Raw genomic sequence first — 16,169 nt, forward strand, 5'->3', positions numbered from 1 at the left:
GACGACATAACTTTCGGGAGAATTATGCAATCCTCTGTTAATCAAAAAGAAAGCCGAACTTTCTTCGGCCATCCTTATCCGCTCGGCTCGCTGTTTTTCACAGAGATGTGGGAGCGCTTCTCGTTTTATGGCATTCGCCCGTTACTGATCCTGTTTATGGCGGCAACCGTCTATGACGGCGGCATGGGGCTGGCTCGTGAAAACGCCTCGGCGATTGTGGGTATCTTTGCCGGTACGATGTATCTTGCCGCACTGCCGGGTGGCTGGCTGGCGGATAACTGGCTCGGCCAACAGAAAGCGGTGTGGTACGGTTCCATTCTGATTGCGCTCGGCCACCTGTCGATTGCGCTCTCGGCCATTATGGGTAACAACCTGTTCTTTATCGGCCTGATGTTTATCGTGCTCGGTTCCGGTCTGTTCAAGACCTGTATTTCGGTCATGGTTGGCACGCTGTATAAAAAAGGCGATGCGCGTCGCGACGGCGGGTTCTCGCTGTTCTACATGGGCATCAACATGGGGTCGTTTATCGCGCCGCTGATCTCCGGTTGGCTGATTAAAACCCACGGCTGGCACTGGGGCTTTGGCATCGGTGGTATCGGAATGTTGGTGGCGCTGATCATTTTCCGCGTATTTGCCGTTCCATCGATGAAACGCTACGACAGCGAGGTGGGACTCGACTCCACCTGGAACAGCCCGGTTGTGAAACGTAACGGCGTGGGCGCGTGGCTGCTGGCGCTGGCCGTCGGTGTGGCAGTTATTGTTACGCTGATTGCGCAGGGCGTGATTGTCATTAATCCGGTCGCGGTTGCCAGCATGCTGGTATACGTGATTGCCGCCTCCGTTGCACTCTACTTTATCTACCTGTTCATCTTTGCCGGTCTGAACCGCAAAGAGCGCGCCAGACTGCTGGTCTGCTTTATCCTGCTGGTTTCCGCCGCGTTCTTCTGGTCCGCGTTTGAGCAGAAACCGACCTCGTTCAACCTGTTTGCCAACGACTACACTAACCGTATGATCGGTGATTTTGAAATCCCGGCGGTGTGGTTCCAGTCGATAAACGCGCTGTTTATCATCCTGCTGGCGCCGGTATTTAGCTGGGCATGGCCGAAACTGGCGAGCATGAACATTCGCCCGAGCAGCATTACCAAGTTCGTTATTGGCATTCTCTGCGCGGCGGCAGGCTTTGGCCTGATGATGCTGGCGGCGCAAAACGTTCTCAGTAACGGCGGTGCAGGCGTTTCTCCATTCTGGCTGGTGGGCAGCATCCTGATGCTGACGCTTGGTGAGCTGTGCCTGAGTCCGATCGGTCTGGCGACAATGACGCTGCTGGCTCCGGAAAGAATGCGTGGGCAGATGATGGGCCTGTGGTTCTGCGCCAGTGCGCTGGGTAACCTGGCCGCAGGTTTGATTGGCGGCCATGTGAAGGCTGACCAACTGGATATGCTGCCGGATCTCTTCGCTCGCTGCTCGATTGCGCTGCTGATCTGCGCCGCGGTACTGATCGTCCTCATTGTTCCGATTCGTCGCATGCTGGAGAATACGCAATCTAAACCGGCAACTAGCGCCTGATAACACCTCGATTGTGCCGGGGCAGACGTTATGTCCCGGCCATTCAATTTTTGAGGTGAGAACATGTTGTTAGGGTTTGTTGGGCTTGGCGCAGTTGTTGAAACGGCATACTTGCCCGCATTACGTCATATGTTCGGTGATTCACTCCGCTGCGTGGGTTTTGATGTCCAACCCGTAAAGCAGTTTGCAGACGTGGCACGCTGCGCGTCACTCGCTGAACTTCTTGCCACACAGCTTGATACCCTGTTTATCACCACCGCATCCCTGCACCACCTTGATGTGCTTGAACAGGCGCTGGCCGCGCCCATTGCACGTATCGTGGTCGAAAAGCCTATTGTCGCCACGCTTTCCCAAATTGAAAAACTGAAAATGCTGCTGGCTCAACCCGGTGCTGCCGACCGCGTGCTGGCGCTCGACCACTGGATGGCGCGCAATGGCGCAATGCGGCTGGCGTTGGGTAAACTCGGCGCGCAGTGGCAGGGCGATAATCCACAACCGGCACTGGTCTCTCACTTTTCGGACGTTGTTAAAATCGAAGGCTTCTTACAGGAACCGAGCGGGTTTAACGCTGCTGGTGAACCCATCGCGCTCAACTTTGCCACCGGTGAGCCGGATACGCGTGAACTCCGTCATCCGGACGGTGTGATTCTGGACATTGGCACGCACGTACTGGCAATGCTGCGTGAAACAGTGCGTTATCTGGGCGGCAATGACAGCATGACCTTGCAGGTGATGAACGCTAAAGACCGTGTGGGAGGCGATATCGTAGAAGGCGACCTGACCACGGCGGAAGGAGAGGCACATTTGCAGGGACAGATTAGCGATATACCGCTGGATATCTGGCTGAATAAATACGCAGGGCCTGCTGGTGGACAAAAAGGCCTGCGCCTTTATCTGCGCGACGGCCGTATCATCAGCCATGACCGTCGAGGTGCCGAGGATGTGATCGAACTGATTGACGGTAATGTTGTGCAATGCTGGCGCCTTCCCGGTAGCATTTATGCCCATTGTCTGGCGGAGCATATTCTGGGCGAGCACAGTCTGTTTGAACACAGCCCACAGGAAGTGAGTCGCACGACGCAGCGCAGGCTGGAGGAAGTGGAGTACCTGTTAACGTTACAGCAGCAGTTACGCGGGCGGCATTAAACGCAGCGTGATAAACTCTACGCAGTAATGGATCCCTGTACTGGAGTCGCTATGTCTATTATTTGCCCGGATTGTCATGCAGAACTGGAGCCGCAAAACGGTATGGCGCACTGTGATAACTGTAATAAAGATATTCAGTTAGAAGCGCACTGTCCGGAGTGTAATCAGCCGCTGCAGGTGCTCAAAGCCTGCGGCGCAGTCGATTATTTCTGCCAGCGCGGTCATGGCCTTATTTCAAAAAAACGTGTTATCTATTCTATTAGTAATTAATTATATTAGTTGTTCTATTTAGTTGAAATAAACATACGAAAGAGAATATTAATTCTCTTTCGATATCTATTAAACAAATAAGTAACGCGTAATTCAAATGAATACCTGTTTTTAGGAATATATTTAGGTGGCTAAATTATAGTTTGGTCTAGATCGTAGATATAATCTTTCTGTGTGAGGAAAGCTTTAACACAGGGATAATCTATGGTGTCAGGAGCACGCTTATTCTTTTTATTATTGGTGTCTGGCGTGGTAAGCGCTGAGGCCGATATAAGCGTCCCTGTCTCTGAAAATAATATTACCCTCTCCGCACTACCCGATCTGGCCAGTGATGCCGCAGAAAAAGAAGAACAAGAAAATAAGGGGCAATCATTTAAAGAAAAAGGCGCTGATTACATTACCAACTCAGCGACGCAGGGATTTGAAAATCTGACGCCGGAAGCGCTGGAATCCCAGGCGCGTAGCTATCTGCAAAACCAAATCACTTCATCAGCACAGTCATACCTTGAGGGCGCAATGTCGCCTTATGGCAAGGTGCGTACCAGTCTCTCCGTGGGCGAAGGGGGAGACCTTGAAGGTAGTTCGCTGGATTATTTTGTTCCCTGGTATGACAACGAAAGTACCGTACTCTTTAGTCAATTCTCCGCCCAACGTAAAGAAGAGCGTACTATTGGTAATTTAGGCTTCGGCGTACGCCAGAATATCGCGAGCTGGCTGCTGGGCGGTAACCTGTTTTATGACTATGACTTCACCCGTGGACACCGCCGCTTAGGTCTGGGGACCGAAGCCTGGACTGATTATTTAAAACTTTCCGGAAATTATTACCATCCTCTTTCCGACTGGAAAGATTCTGCAGATTTTGATTTTTACGAGGAGCGCCCGGCGCGCGGTTGGGATATTAGGGCAGAAAGCTGGCTGCCATTTTATCCGCAGTTGGGCGGCAAAGTCATTTATGAGCAGTACTATGGCGACGAGGTGGCGTTATTTGGCACCGATAATTTACAAAAAAATCCGCATGCCGTGACCGTAGGTCTCAACTATACGCCTGTACCTATGGTGACGTTGGGGGCGGACTATAAAGCCGGAACCGGGGACAACACCGATCTCAACGTCAATGCCACGGTCACATATCAGCTTGGTACCCCGCTGGCAGCACAGCTCGACCCGGAAAACGTCAAAGCACAGCATTCGCTGATGGGCAGTCGTCATGATTTTGTAGAGCGCAACAACTTCATCGTTCTGGAATACCGTGAGAAAGATCCGTTAGACGTCGCACTTTGGCTGAAGGCCGATTCAACCAATGAGCACCCTGAATGCGTGATTGAAGACACGCCTGAAGCTGCGGTTGGTCTGGAAAAATGCAAGTGGACCGTCAATGCGATGATTAATCACCATTACAAGATTATTTCTGCCTCCTGGCAGGCGAAAAATAATGCCAGCCGGACGTTAGTGATGCCGGTGATAAAAGCGGATGCCTTGACCGAGGGAAATAATAATCGCTGGAATTTAGTGCTGCCGGCGTGGGTGAATGCTGATACCGACGACCAGAGAACGGCAATGAACACCTGGAAGGTGCGCATGACGCTGGAGGATGAAAAGGGCAATAAGCAGAACTCCGGCGTGGTGGAAATTACCGTCCAGCAGGATCGTAAAATCGAGCTGATCGTCGATAACATCGCTGATGCCGATCGTAGCGATCACAGTCATGGCGCCAGCGCGCAGGCCGATGGTGTGGACGGTGTAGTAATGGACTTGCTGCTGACCGATTCCTGGGGCGACACCACCGATCGCAACGGTGATGAACTGGTCGATGAGGCCATGACGCCTGAGCTGTACGACAGCAATGATAAAAAAGTTACGCTAGCGGCGACGCCATGTACCACGGAAACCCCCTGTGTATTCATTGCCAGCCGAGATAAAGCAGCGGGAACCGTTACGCTCTCCAGCACGCTTCCCGGCACTTTCCGCTGGAAGGCTAAAGAGGATGCTTACGGCGACAGCAACTATGTCGACATTACCTTTGTTGGTGAATCGCTTTCAGCGCTGAACCCCCTCATCTATCAATCGAAAACTTCCAGCCCAGTCAATCTGATCGACAAAGAAGATAAGCACCCTGTTGTGAATAACACCTATCGATTCCGGCTTTGGCGCGATGCTAACAGTGATGGCGTGTTCCAGATGTCGGAACAGCTTACAGAAGAAGAGATGGCCCAGTATGACTACCAATGGGAGTTTACCGGGCAGAGTACCAACGGGCATACCGGGGCGCAAACGAACACCAGCAATCAGGACCTGGTTCTGCCAGCCAGCAATAAAGAAGCGGCGCAGAAGTTTGGCGCCGACGAGCAGGATGGCGTGCAGGGGTATGGATTACGTGTGGCCTACAACCAGAAATAGCGTCGGCGCGAGTCGCTGAATTTTAAAGAAAAGGAGAGTCTTAATGCAGGCATTGTTAAAACGGCGGCTGAGTAAGGTCGCACTGGCGCTGGTGGTGGCAGGCTACTGCTCAATTCCATCGGCGATAGCAGCGAAAGAAGGAAAACTGCAAGGTGCCGGTTCCGATACGTGGCAGTTCAGCGGCAATACCGGCACGATTCAGGGGACGGTACCGTGGATCACCCGCTCGGCGGAAAAAGTCGCGGAAGCAGATAAAAACCACGTAACGGTTAGCATTGACCGGGGGGAGCGTGTCGTCAACGGCGAGGGGGATAAGCAGTTCCATATTGGCGATAAGGTCACGGTAAACTGGGCGATTGGTGATGAGCAGGGCGATCTCGATGTCAGCAATACCGCAACCAAAGCCACGGTGGTCTGGATTCGTTCGAAACAACAGGATGGTTCTGATGCTACCGTGATAAGCGGTAGTGACGGGAAGGACTCCTATACCCTCCAGGAATCGGATGCAGACTATTACATTGGTATTCGCATCACGCCAACGACGACTACCGGTGACCCCAACGTTGCTGAACTCTTGACGTTAAACGATCTTTCTACTGGCTCGGGTGGTGGTGCGGATGATGATGACATCCCGGAAGGTCCGGTGGTGGATGATTCTATTGCCGTGGCTATCTACGACTCTGAGAATGCCTCTGTCAACCTGCTGAAAAACAGCAGTACCAAGCTGCATACCGGTCACACCTACGTTGCTCAGTTGTGGAAAGATGCCAACAAAAACGGCACTTACGACACGGGAGAACTGGTGGTTACCAATCAGTACGACTATCAGTGGGTCTTTACAGGCACCAGTTTGCAACTGGGAACGGCGGGAGGCGACTCTTCGGTTCAGAACGGCGATTTGCTTATTCCAGAGACCAATGCCGAAGCCAGAACCTCGATCTTCCCGAACGCAGGCGACGATGGCGTTCAGGGGTATGGCCTGTCGATCAAGTACAAGAACAAATAATTCGCACCGTACGTCGCTCTCCAGGGGAGCGGCGTTTTCCGTGCGCTTTTCTTAGCAGGACGCTAAGCAAAGCGTGTTGAAAATCCAATTATCAGACAGGCGTTAGGATGGGGATATGTCCGGTAACCTGAAATCACTGCATCGTTTCCTGCTGCCGCTGTTATTTATCAGCGGCTTGTCTGCAAATGCCACAAATTTGAGTCATACATGGCAGGAGCCTGTCGGCGTTACGTCGGCGATTAACGGTACGAAACCGCAGGCCGACAGTGTCGCCATTCCGGTGTATCAGGGAAGCGTGCAACTTAGTGTGGATCAAGCCAATGCCGTGGCGAATACCGCGAGGCCAAACCAGTTCAGTACCGATGACAGCGGCAGCGCACTGATCCTCAGTAACCCGCACGACACCGAAGGTGACATTTTTGCCGAGCCGCCGCTGGTCTGGCAAAGCGATCGTGCGCCGGGTGTCTCTCTGGTATGGGCTGATGCCGCCACGCCCGACGAGCCGCTCAGTCCACAACCGTCCGCGAATCTCAGCTTCTGCGCGCAAAATATGGCGGGGCGTCATCTGGTGGTCTGGCCGCAGCTTGATACCACAACGGAGATACCACCACTCTGGCTGCTGACTCGTACCGGTGTCCCCTATAACAATGCGGTGACGTTACTCGAGCAAAAATTTGCAGTAGATATCGCCGCGGCTGCGGGCAAACCGGTGGCGGTGAGCGCAGACCATTTCAATGAAACGCTAAAGGCGGCAAAGGGTAAAGCTGGCGATAGCATCACTTTGACGGTGAGCACCAGGACCTGTGATGGTGAACCTGCGGCGAATACGGCTTTTATCATTACCCGAAGTGATGGTTTCAACCGACAAAATGCGGTCAACAACACCAATCCTGTACATGTAGGAGATACTGAACTCACCACGATCGCCACCGAATTTCACGGCACAACCGATGCCAGTGGCATTGCTACGGTGACGGTCACCCAGGCCAATAGCCCTGGCGTAAAAACCACGCTAACGGTAAAAGCCGTAGGAGCGACGTCGCTTGCCGATAGCGTAGATGTTATTTTCACCACTCTCAGCAGCCCGGACAGCGATAAAGCGGCGATGTGGGGTCATATGGCGGAAAGCTCCAGCGCTGAGGTGGAAGGTGAAACCTACACCTTTACCCGACCCGCGCTCGCCGCTGAGGTGGAGGGTGAAAGTACGACGGTGAATGCCGATAATGAAAACTGGGCGCTGTTTAACTGGAAAGGGGCGGATGAGCACTGTGACATTCTGCCGGATGCGCGCCAGCTTATCGGGTTAAAAACTGCACGAGGCGACCTGGCGACTACTCTTGGCTGGCCTGTCGCCGGGGACGATGAATACTGGTCCGCCACGGAAAGTTCGCTGAGCATGTACCATTATGGCGTCAATATGCGCTCCAGCAGCGTGGTGCAGGAAGCGGATACGGTGAACTCCCTGGTCAGTTGTGTAGATAAGGCCGCACCGGCGGTAAAGCCAAAGCTGGTGCTGAGTACAGACAGCTACGACAGTAGCCTGAGCGCCGCGAGGGTTAAGGTAGGGGAGGCGGTCATGATGCAAATCACGGTGACCGACGAACTCACCGGCAAGCCGCTGCCGTATCGCTATTTTAATCTGTACCTTGGCAACGCGCAGGCGCGCAATACCGCTTACTATTCCGCCAGTTGGGAGGAGCATCCGGTTACCATTGCAGGTGAAGGACTGATGGCCGGTGATACCCATCACTATCAGGGCGTTACCGACGCGAACGGTCAGGCTTCGCTGGAGATCAAACATGATTCAGGTACTGGCGTCTTAACGCCGTTGCGCGTGGTGCTGTTTGACGGCAGCACGCAGGCAACGCAAAACGTGATCTTTACCGTTCTCACCAGTCCGGATGTCAGCGCGGCAAACATGTGGGGGCATATGCAGGGCGTAGTGGAGGCGGGCAATTTGTATAAACGTCCGCTGCTGGCAGCAGAAGCCACGCACAAAACGGGCTCCACGCAGGAAAACAATGAAAACTGGGCGACGTTCAACTCCGTTACGGCGGGTGAAAACCAGTGCGGCAGTGGACAGGTGCCAGGGCAACTGTCGCTGGACTCGCTCTATAATGCGCATCCTGATAACGAGATGCAAAGCGAGCACGGCTGGCCAACCGCCAGCCACAGCTATCTGGCGGCGGACACCAGCGACGGGCAGACGGCGCACGTCAATCTGGCTACCGGTGCTGACGATTTGTTCAGCAGTAGTGAGCCAAACTATCTCTCCTGCTCGGGCAATGAGTTAGTCACTCAGCTTGACGTGGCGATGAACGGCGATTTTGCCCTGCGCCAGACGACAGCCAAAGTGGGCGAGCAGATAACACTGACGGTGCGCTCAATTAATGCGCTCAACGGGCTTACGGTCCCCAACGCGGCGTTTACAGTTACCATGGCTTATGGGCGCAATCGCGATAACGTCACCACCGGCTTTACTGATGCCACCGACGGTGCGCTTGTTATAGCGGGTACGGCATACGGTCCTTCTCAGGCGTCGATGACGTATCAGGGCACTACCGATAGTCAGGGGAGTGCCACCCTGACTATCGAACAACCGCAGGGCGTTGGACTGCAGACTCAGCTCTCTATTGTGCCGATGAACTCACTCATCTCCACGCCGCTCAGCCGCAGCGTGAAATTTACCGTCCCCACCAGCCCGGATACCGCTCAGGCATCGATGTGGGGACATATGCCCGATACCCTGACGGTGGGTGATGCGGTATTTGAGCGTCCAAAGCTTGCGGCAGAGGTTAGCGCTACCCGCACCCAGAAGGAAGCGAACGAAAGCTGGGCGCGCGTCACTCATAGCGATGCGGTGAGTAATACGGACGTCGGCGGCTGTGCGGTCAACCGATTGCCGCGTATCGATCAGCTTAAGGCGTTGTATGACGCCAACAGCGGTGGGGCGATTCACAACACCCACGGCTGGCCAACCCTGATTAACTATTGGTCTTCGACGTTTGCCACAGCGACGTCGTGGAAACTCATCGCGCTTTCCAATGGCAGCGAATTTTCCAGTAACAATGCGTCGGATTATGTCACCTGCCTTGCCAGCGACAATCCGGTAGCCGCTTCTATTACCATCGAACCGGTCGATTCGTCGCTGTGGTTTGAGGGTAATAACGAACATGCGCTAAAGGTGAAAAAGGGCGATACGTTACAACTGAAGGTCACAGTGAAAGATGCCAGCGGTACGCCGATCCCGGATGCGCCGTTTGTACTGTCGCGCGGTGATGGTTATACCCGGCAGAATGATAAACATATTGCGGGCAGCGGCGACGGTATCGTTTCTCCGGTCGTGATCGACGGAAACTCAATCAACGATACGGCAACCAAAGTGGGTGGCCTGACGGGAGCCGATGGCAGTAAAATTATTAACGTCACCCGCCCGGATACGCATGGCACCAAAGTGGCGGTTACCGCAGCGCTATATCAAAACGCCAGTGTCAGCGCCAGCGTTGACACGATATTCACTGTCGTTACCAGTCCCGACAGCAATAAAGCCAAAATGTGGGGCCATATGCCAGAAACGGTGTCAGCAGCTAATGGCAAAGTATTTAAGCGACCGCAACTCGTCTCAGAAATTGCCAGCGGGATTGCCGTTGGCAACAACACAGAAAACAATGAAATCTGGGCCACTGTTGATTTTGAGGGGATAAAGAACGCCTGCGGGGTGGGATTTGTGCCCGCGCTGGCCGACCTGCAGTCGTTGTACGCAGCCTTCCCTGGCGGAGCTATCAATACTCAGCAGGGCTGGCCTGTCGAAGGGAAAAACTACCAGAACAGCACTGCTGATATCAGCCGCTCAACGGAAAACCGTTATGTGAAATCGCTCGATCTGGGCGATGGCAACATAAGCTCAATGTTATGGAATGAAAAACTCTATTTCTCCTGCCTGCAAACAGCGCAGAAAGTGGCAACCAGGCTCACGCTGACATCCTCGCTATACAATGCCGACGACGGTTTTGCTAAAGCCAAAGTTGGCGAAACTATCCCAGTAGTGATTACCACTCTGGATGATGAGGGGAATCCGGTTGGCAATACGCCGGTTATCTTTAAACGCGGTGATAGCATCGGGCGTAAGTACCAGGTGGTAAACACCTCCACTGCGGCTGCGATACAAATTAATCATAGCGAGAGTCGTAGCAGTGGCGTTGAGTATTACTCCGCGACCAATGAGAACGGAACGCTGACGCTGGACATTAACCAGGACAGTGGCGCAGGCTTTAAAACGCCGCTGCTGGCGTCGCTTGAGCATACCAGTTCTGCAACAGAGCAGACGCTGCCGGTCGTCTTTAGCGTAGTGACCAGTCCGGATACAGAGAAAGCGAGCTACTGGGGGCACATGGCGGAAACGCTCACCGATCGTGATGGCGTCGTGTATAAGCGCCCGCTGTTATCCAGTGAGTTTAGCAACATGCCGGGGAAAACCGTGATTATCACCAACGGCAGCTACGATATGGGCGAAACCTGGGGCATGATCACCGTCAGCGATGCCTGGAATGGGGGTGGCGGCGGCTGTGGGCGTAACTTTCTGCCGACTGCCAGTAATCTTCAGGCGCTGTACGCCACCTGGCCCGACGGGGCGATGCACAGCCGTAACGGCTGGCCAATGAGCAGTGCGGGAAATGTCAGTGCCAGCCAGTACTGGTGGGCGGGAGATTACGCTCTGCCGTCAACGGCTGGGGGGGCTGCAGATTACATGTTCGTTAACCTGCTGAGTAGCGGCGATGTCACCCCGACAACCAGTACCTCGATTCACCACATGCAAACTTGTCTTGTTTCACCCCGGGATACGGCTGGTAGCCTGACGCTTACATTTGCCGGACAGGATGAAACAACCGGGATCGCTAAGGTGAAAAAAGGCGAGCAAATCGCCGCCACCGTGATGGTAAAAAATACGGCCGGCCAGCCGATGGCTAACACGTTGGTGAAATTGAGCCGCAGCGAATCAACTATGCGTTCCGGGAATGCCTCCGGAGGTGATATTACGCTCCATAACGTGATGCCGTCAGGGCCGGCGACGTTCCTGATGGATACCAGCGCAAAATATTTGTACGTACAAACCGACCCGCAGGGGATGGTAACCTTTACGCTTTCGCAAGATATCACCGCAGGGCTGAAAACCACTCTCAACGCCACAACGATGGACGGCAGCAATCTGACCGACGGTAAAGATGCCATCTTTACCGTCATTACCAGCCCCGACAGCGACAAAGCCAATCTGTGGGGCCATATGCCGGAAACCTTCGTCAACAGCAAGGGCGTCGAGTTTAATCGCCCCTTGCTGCGCGCCGAGCTTTCTGCCACGACCAATACCTCGGGCTTTCTGGAAAATCATGAAACCTGGTATACGTGGAATAGTTATCCGCAGCTTTATCAGCAGTCCGCCAGCCCGTGCGACAGGCTGGGGCTGCCGACGCTGGAGCAACTTCAGACGCTGTATAACGATTACCCAAATGGCACGCTCTCCTCGACCTTCGGCCTGCCGGTGACAACGGGTAAATACTGGGGAGCAGGTAATAGCGTGCCGGACAGCGCGCACGCGACAAACCTGTTTCAGTACCTCCGGCTCAGTGATAACTCAAAGCTTGCTACCAACACGAATACTGCCACGGCGCAGCTGTGCTTGAGTAAAAAAAGGGTATTGTCGATAGCGCTCACGTCGAGCGCCATGAATGCGGAAAAAGGCGCTGCGGTTGTGAGAAAGGGAGAAATCGTACCGTTGACCGTCACCGTGACCGACGGTTCAGGAAATCCTGCACCTGATACCACTATTCGTCTGAGGCGCACCTCGTCGTTAAACCGGGCTGGGTTCGTTCAGGATGGTAACGAAAGCAATATGTTGCTGACAGCGCTCACGCCTGAAGCGGGTTCAATGGCGTTTAACTGTGCGACTACCCGCTGCAACTATTACTGGTATGGTGTGACGGATGAGAATGGCCAAGCCCAGTTTGAGGTAGCCCAGGATAATAGCAGCGGCCTGAAAACCGCCATTGTGGCAGAACTTCCCGACGATCTGGTGACTTCCAGCAATTTGGATGTGATATACACTGTACTTACCAGCCCGGACAGCGATAAAGCGAAATACTGGGGGCATATGCCGGAAACGGTCACCAACAGCGCAGGAGTTAAATTTAAACGTCCGCAGCTGGCGACGGAGACACCGTCCACATCCAGCTATACCTACAATAGCGAAATCTGGTCGCTGGTTACCATTTCAAACACCCAAAAAGCGGGGGCGACCAGCTGTGACGCAGAATATCAGCCGCTGTTTGCCGATCTGCAAACGCTGTACGCTGACGACCCTAAAGGCGCTATTGGTACGAATTATGGCTGGCCGGTGTCAGCAGGCAAGTTCTGGCTGGCTGTGGATCGCGTGTCAAAAACTGGGGCATACCAGTATATGCGGCTGGATACAGGCGGGAAAAGTTCAACCACTTCTGTCGGGACGACCGGCGCACAGATATGCCTTGTGGATCCGCATGCCCCATTGCCCGCGACCATTGCGTTGACGTCGAGCCTTGCTGACAGCGAAACCCGCATTGCGAAGGTTAAAAAAGGCGAGAAAATTCCGTTCACTGTCACCGTGAAAGATACCAATGGCAACCCCGCAGCGAATGCATCCTTTACGCTCTCTCGTAGTAATGGCATTTCGCGTAGCGGTTCGGTGAAAACGACGGATGGTAAAGGTGCGACGGACGATCTGGTTCTTCAGGAGATAGCCCCTGCGACAGCCGAGACGGTGTTGACCAGCAATACCAGCACCTGGAGTGGGGTGACCGGAGCGGACGGCACGGCAACCTTGAGCGTGCGCCAGGACGACGCGATGGGGCTGAAAACGACGATTACGGCAACGCTGGACACATACCCTAACCCGGCCTCTACTGTGGAGGCGATATTCACCGTGGTGACCAGCCCCGATACTGACAAAGCGCAATACTGGGGGCATATGCCCGAGACCGTTACCGACAGCAGCGGCGTGAGCTTTCAGCGACCATTACTGGCGGCGGAAGTTTCCGCAGAAGACACCACGTTTAGCTCCACGGTAGGTAACGAACTGTGGCCGCTGTATGACCATAACGGCGCAGGGCTGGCAAGCAAATCCACCTGCGGCGAAGCCTGGCAGCCGACGTTAAGTGAACTGAAATCACTCTACGATGAGCATCCCGGCGGCGAAATCGAAACGCTGTACGGCTGGCCGGTATCTCATGCAAGTTATGGCTGGTGGGTGACGGATAAAGCCGGAACCTCCTGGCAAAGCATGCAACTGAAAACCGGTGCGGTTTCTACCAGGAGCACAAGCGACAAACAGGCGCTGGTTTGCCTGGTCGATCCGCATCCTATGCCTGGGGCAATTACGCTGACGTCGACGGCTCTCAACGCTGAGAGGCTGGCAGCGCAGGTGAAAAAAGGAGAGACAATCCCGCTGACCGTAACGGTGACAGACACTGACGGCAATGTGATGCCGGACGTGTATTTCACGATTTCACGCAGCAATGCGTTGTCGCGCGTTGGCAACGTCATTACCAGCGGCGGGGCGGATGATTTAACGCTGGACGAGCTAACGCCTTCTGCGCAGACCGCTAAGTTGGCTACTAACACCGCGATCTTTAGCGGTCTGACGGGCGCTAACGGTACCGCAACGTTTAACCTGAGCCAGGATCTCAGTTCGGGGCTGAAAACTACGCTCACAGCGACGGTGACGAATAACACCACGCTTAAAGCCTCTCTGGATGCCATTTTTACCGTAATTACCAGCCCCAACTCTGCTAAGGCGAATTACTGGGGCCATATGCCCGAAACGGCCACCACCAGCGACGGCGTCATATTTAGCCGCCCATTGTTGGCGGCGGAAGTATCTTCCAGTAATACCAGCTATGGTGCGAATGGAGAACTCTGGTCATCGGTAAGCGCCTCGAATCTGGATAAAACCGGGATTACCGGATGTGACGCACAGCGTCAACCGCTGTATAGCCAGTTGCTGACGTTGTACAACGATAACCAAAATGGCGCGGTGGGGACGCTGTACGGTTGGCCGATTACCGGGGTGGATAACTACTGGTGGGTGGTCGATCAGGATGAGGCGACTCATGCTCGACAGGCGCTTAACTTGAGTAACGGGCAGAAACGTACGACAACCTCTACGTCATCCATTTATCGACAGGTGTGCCTGGTAAATGCGCGTGAGTGAAAGTTGGTAAGACGCTGCGAAGCGAATCAGCCCAAATTCAGTCGGGCTGACTCGTTTTGCGGGAGCGCGTTTTTTTCTGCGGGGTTACGGTCGTGACCTCGCTCTCAACCCAGCCATCGGCAAGCCGGGTAGTGATAACGTCGCCGGCACTGACCTGTTTGACCTTTTTCAATACGCCGCCGCCCGTGGTGGTGGAGACGCTGTAGCCACGCGCCAGGGTCGCCAGTGGGCTGACTGCTTCAAGATGGGTAACTGCGTTGCCAAACCGCTCGCGCTGTTCACTTAAACGTGCGCGGATATTCTCTGCTAAACGGTATTCCAGTTGCTGAATACGCGTTTGCGCACGATAAATACGTGGCTGCGGATTTTGTTGATTCAGACGCTGCAGCATGCGCTGCTGGTGTTGATTGGCCTGCTTAATCTTGTTCTCAAGCGCAAATCCCATCCGCTGACGCAGCCGTTCCAGCGCCGTTTGCTGGCGCGCCAGACGCAGCTGCGGATGCTGCTGTTGCAGGCGATGGAACATCTGCGTGAAACGACGGCTGCGGTTGGCGAGGTAGTAGTCCATCGCCATGCCCAGACGCTGCTGAGCGGACTGGATCTGACGCAACAACTCCTGCTGGTTGCGGCTGACAATTTCTGCCGCTGCTGATGGCGTAGGCGCTCGTAAATCTGCAATAAAATCGGCAATGGTAACGTCGGTTTCGTGGCCGACGGCGCTAACTACCGGAATGCCGCTGGCAAAAATCGCCCGTGCCACGCGTTCGTCGTTGAAACTCCATAAATCCTCCAGCGAGCCGCCGCCGCGCCCAACGATCAGCACGTCACACTCACGCCGCGCGTTCGCCAGTTCAATGGCGCGAACGATCTGCCCTGGCGCATCGTCGCCCTGTACCGCAGTCGGGTAGATAATAACGGGCAAGGATGGATCACGACGCTTCAGCACATGAAGAATATCGTGCAGCGCAGCGCCGGTTTTCGAGGTAATCACTCCAACGCAGTGGGCTGGGGAAGGTAGAGATTGCTTGTATTGCTGATCGAATAGTCCTTCAGCCTGCAGTTTAGCCTTCAGTTGCTCATATTTTTGTTGCAGCAAACCTTCGCCCGCGGGCTGCATGCTCTCAACAATTATCTGGTAGTCGCCGCGCGGTTCGTACAACGTAATATTGGCGCGTACCAGCACCTGCTGCCCGTGCTGTGGGCGGAACGTTACCCGGCGGTTGCTGTTGCGAAACATCGCGCAGCGTACCTGAGCGGTGTCATCTTTGAGCGTGAAATACCAGTGACCGGAGGACGGCTGGGTGAAATTCGAGATTTCACCGCTGATCCACACTTGTCCCATTTCCTGCTCAAGCAGCAAACGAACCGTCTGGTTCAGGCGGCTTACGGTAAAAATTGAGGTGGTCTGAGAGGATAACATGTGAGCGGGATCAAATTCTAAATCAGCAAGTTATTCAGTCGAAAGTAACATGCTCACAGAGGAGCGCAAGGTTTTTTTGCAAAAAAGTGTGGATGCAATCGGTTACGCTCTGTATAATGCCGCGG

Annotated in this window: 7 protein-coding genes; 6 read left to right on the top strand and 1 reads right to left on the bottom strand. The window is 54.3% G+C overall.

From position 1 onward, the window contains the following. Positions 1–24 precede the first annotated feature (24 nt). The 6 genes from WHR59_RS06405 (at position 25) to WHR59_RS06430 (ending at position 14,624) form a co-directional block, all read left to right on the top strand. Entirely contained in the window at positions 25–1,566 is a 1,542-nt protein-coding gene (locus tag WHR59_RS06405; RefSeq protein WP_047409540.1) for a peptide MFS transporter, read from the top strand. Between the two features lie 63 nt (positions 1,567–1,629). Beyond that, positions 1,630–2,712 (top strand): Gfo/Idh/MocA family oxidoreductase, encoded by a 1,083-nt coding sequence (locus tag WHR59_RS06410; protein WP_172863246.1) that lies wholly within the window; start codon positions 1,630–1,632, stop codon positions 2,710–2,712. A 51-nt stretch (positions 2,713–2,763) separates the two neighbouring features. Then, entirely contained in the window at positions 2,764–2,982 is a 219-nt protein-coding gene (locus tag WHR59_RS06415; RefSeq protein WP_087052446.1) for a zinc ribbon domain-containing protein, read from the top strand. A gap of 204 nt (positions 2,983–3,186) precedes the next feature. Continuing rightward, positions 3,187–5,379: an intimin-like inverse autotransporter SinH gene (gene sinH, locus WHR59_RS06420; RefSeq protein WP_172863245.1), complete on the top strand. Its 2,193-nt coding sequence runs from the start codon at positions 3,187–3,189 to the stop codon at positions 5,377–5,379. A gap of 43 nt (positions 5,380–5,422) precedes the next feature. Then, the gene (locus WHR59_RS06425; RefSeq protein ID WP_172863244.1) at positions 5,423–6,385 is read left to right on the top strand and encodes a SinI family autotransporter-associated protein; all 963 of its coding nucleotides are present in this window, start codon (positions 5,423–5,425) and stop codon (positions 6,383–6,385) included. A 115-nt stretch (positions 6,386–6,500) separates the two neighbouring features. Further along, positions 6,501–14,624, top strand: a complete 8,124-nt coding sequence (locus tag WHR59_RS06430) for an adhesion domain-containing protein (protein ID WP_338843740.1) — start codon at positions 6,501–6,503, stop codon at positions 14,622–14,624. Between the two features lie 37 nt (positions 14,625–14,661). Here the strand turns inward: WHR59_RS06430 and xseA are convergent, their stop codons facing one another. Next, positions 14,662–16,044, bottom strand: coding sequence for an exodeoxyribonuclease VII large subunit (gene xseA, locus WHR59_RS06435; RefSeq protein WP_172863242.1), 1,383 nt, complete (start codon positions 16,042–16,044; stop codon positions 14,662–14,664). Between the last annotated feature and the right edge of the window lie 125 nt (positions 16,045–16,169).

The organism is Citrobacter europaeus (genome assembly GCF_037482245.1).
In the GTDB taxonomy this organism is placed as follows: Bacteria; Pseudomonadota; Gammaproteobacteria; order Enterobacterales; family Enterobacteriaceae; genus Citrobacter; species Citrobacter europaeus.

What these genes read in the sequence shown, in the direction of transcription:
- WHR59_RS06405 (WP_047409540.1), top strand. Translation starts at nt 25, where the DNA reads ATGCAATCCTCTGTTAATCAAAAAGAAAGCCGAACTTTCTTCGGCCAT.
- WHR59_RS06425 (WP_172863244.1), top strand. Translation starts at nt 5,423, where the DNA reads ATGCAGGCATTGTTAAAACGGCGGCTGAGTAAGGTCGCACTGGCGCTG.
- WHR59_RS06430 (WP_338843740.1), top strand. Translation starts at nt 6,501, where the DNA reads ATGTCCGGTAACCTGAAATCACTGCATCGTTTCCTGCTGCCGCTGTTA.
- WHR59_RS06415 (WP_087052446.1), top strand. Translation starts at nt 2,764, where the DNA reads ATGTCTATTATTTGCCCGGATTGTCATGCAGAACTGGAGCCGCAAAAC.
- xseA (WP_172863242.1), bottom strand. Translation starts at nt 16,044, where the DNA reads ATGTTATCCTCTCAGACCACCTCAATTTTTACCGTAAGCCGCCTGAAC.
- sinH (WP_172863245.1), top strand. Translation starts at nt 3,187, where the DNA reads ATGGTGTCAGGAGCACGCTTATTCTTTTTATTATTGGTGTCTGGCGTG.
- WHR59_RS06410 (WP_172863246.1), top strand. Translation starts at nt 1,630, where the DNA reads ATGTTGTTAGGGTTTGTTGGGCTTGGCGCAGTTGTTGAAACGGCATAC.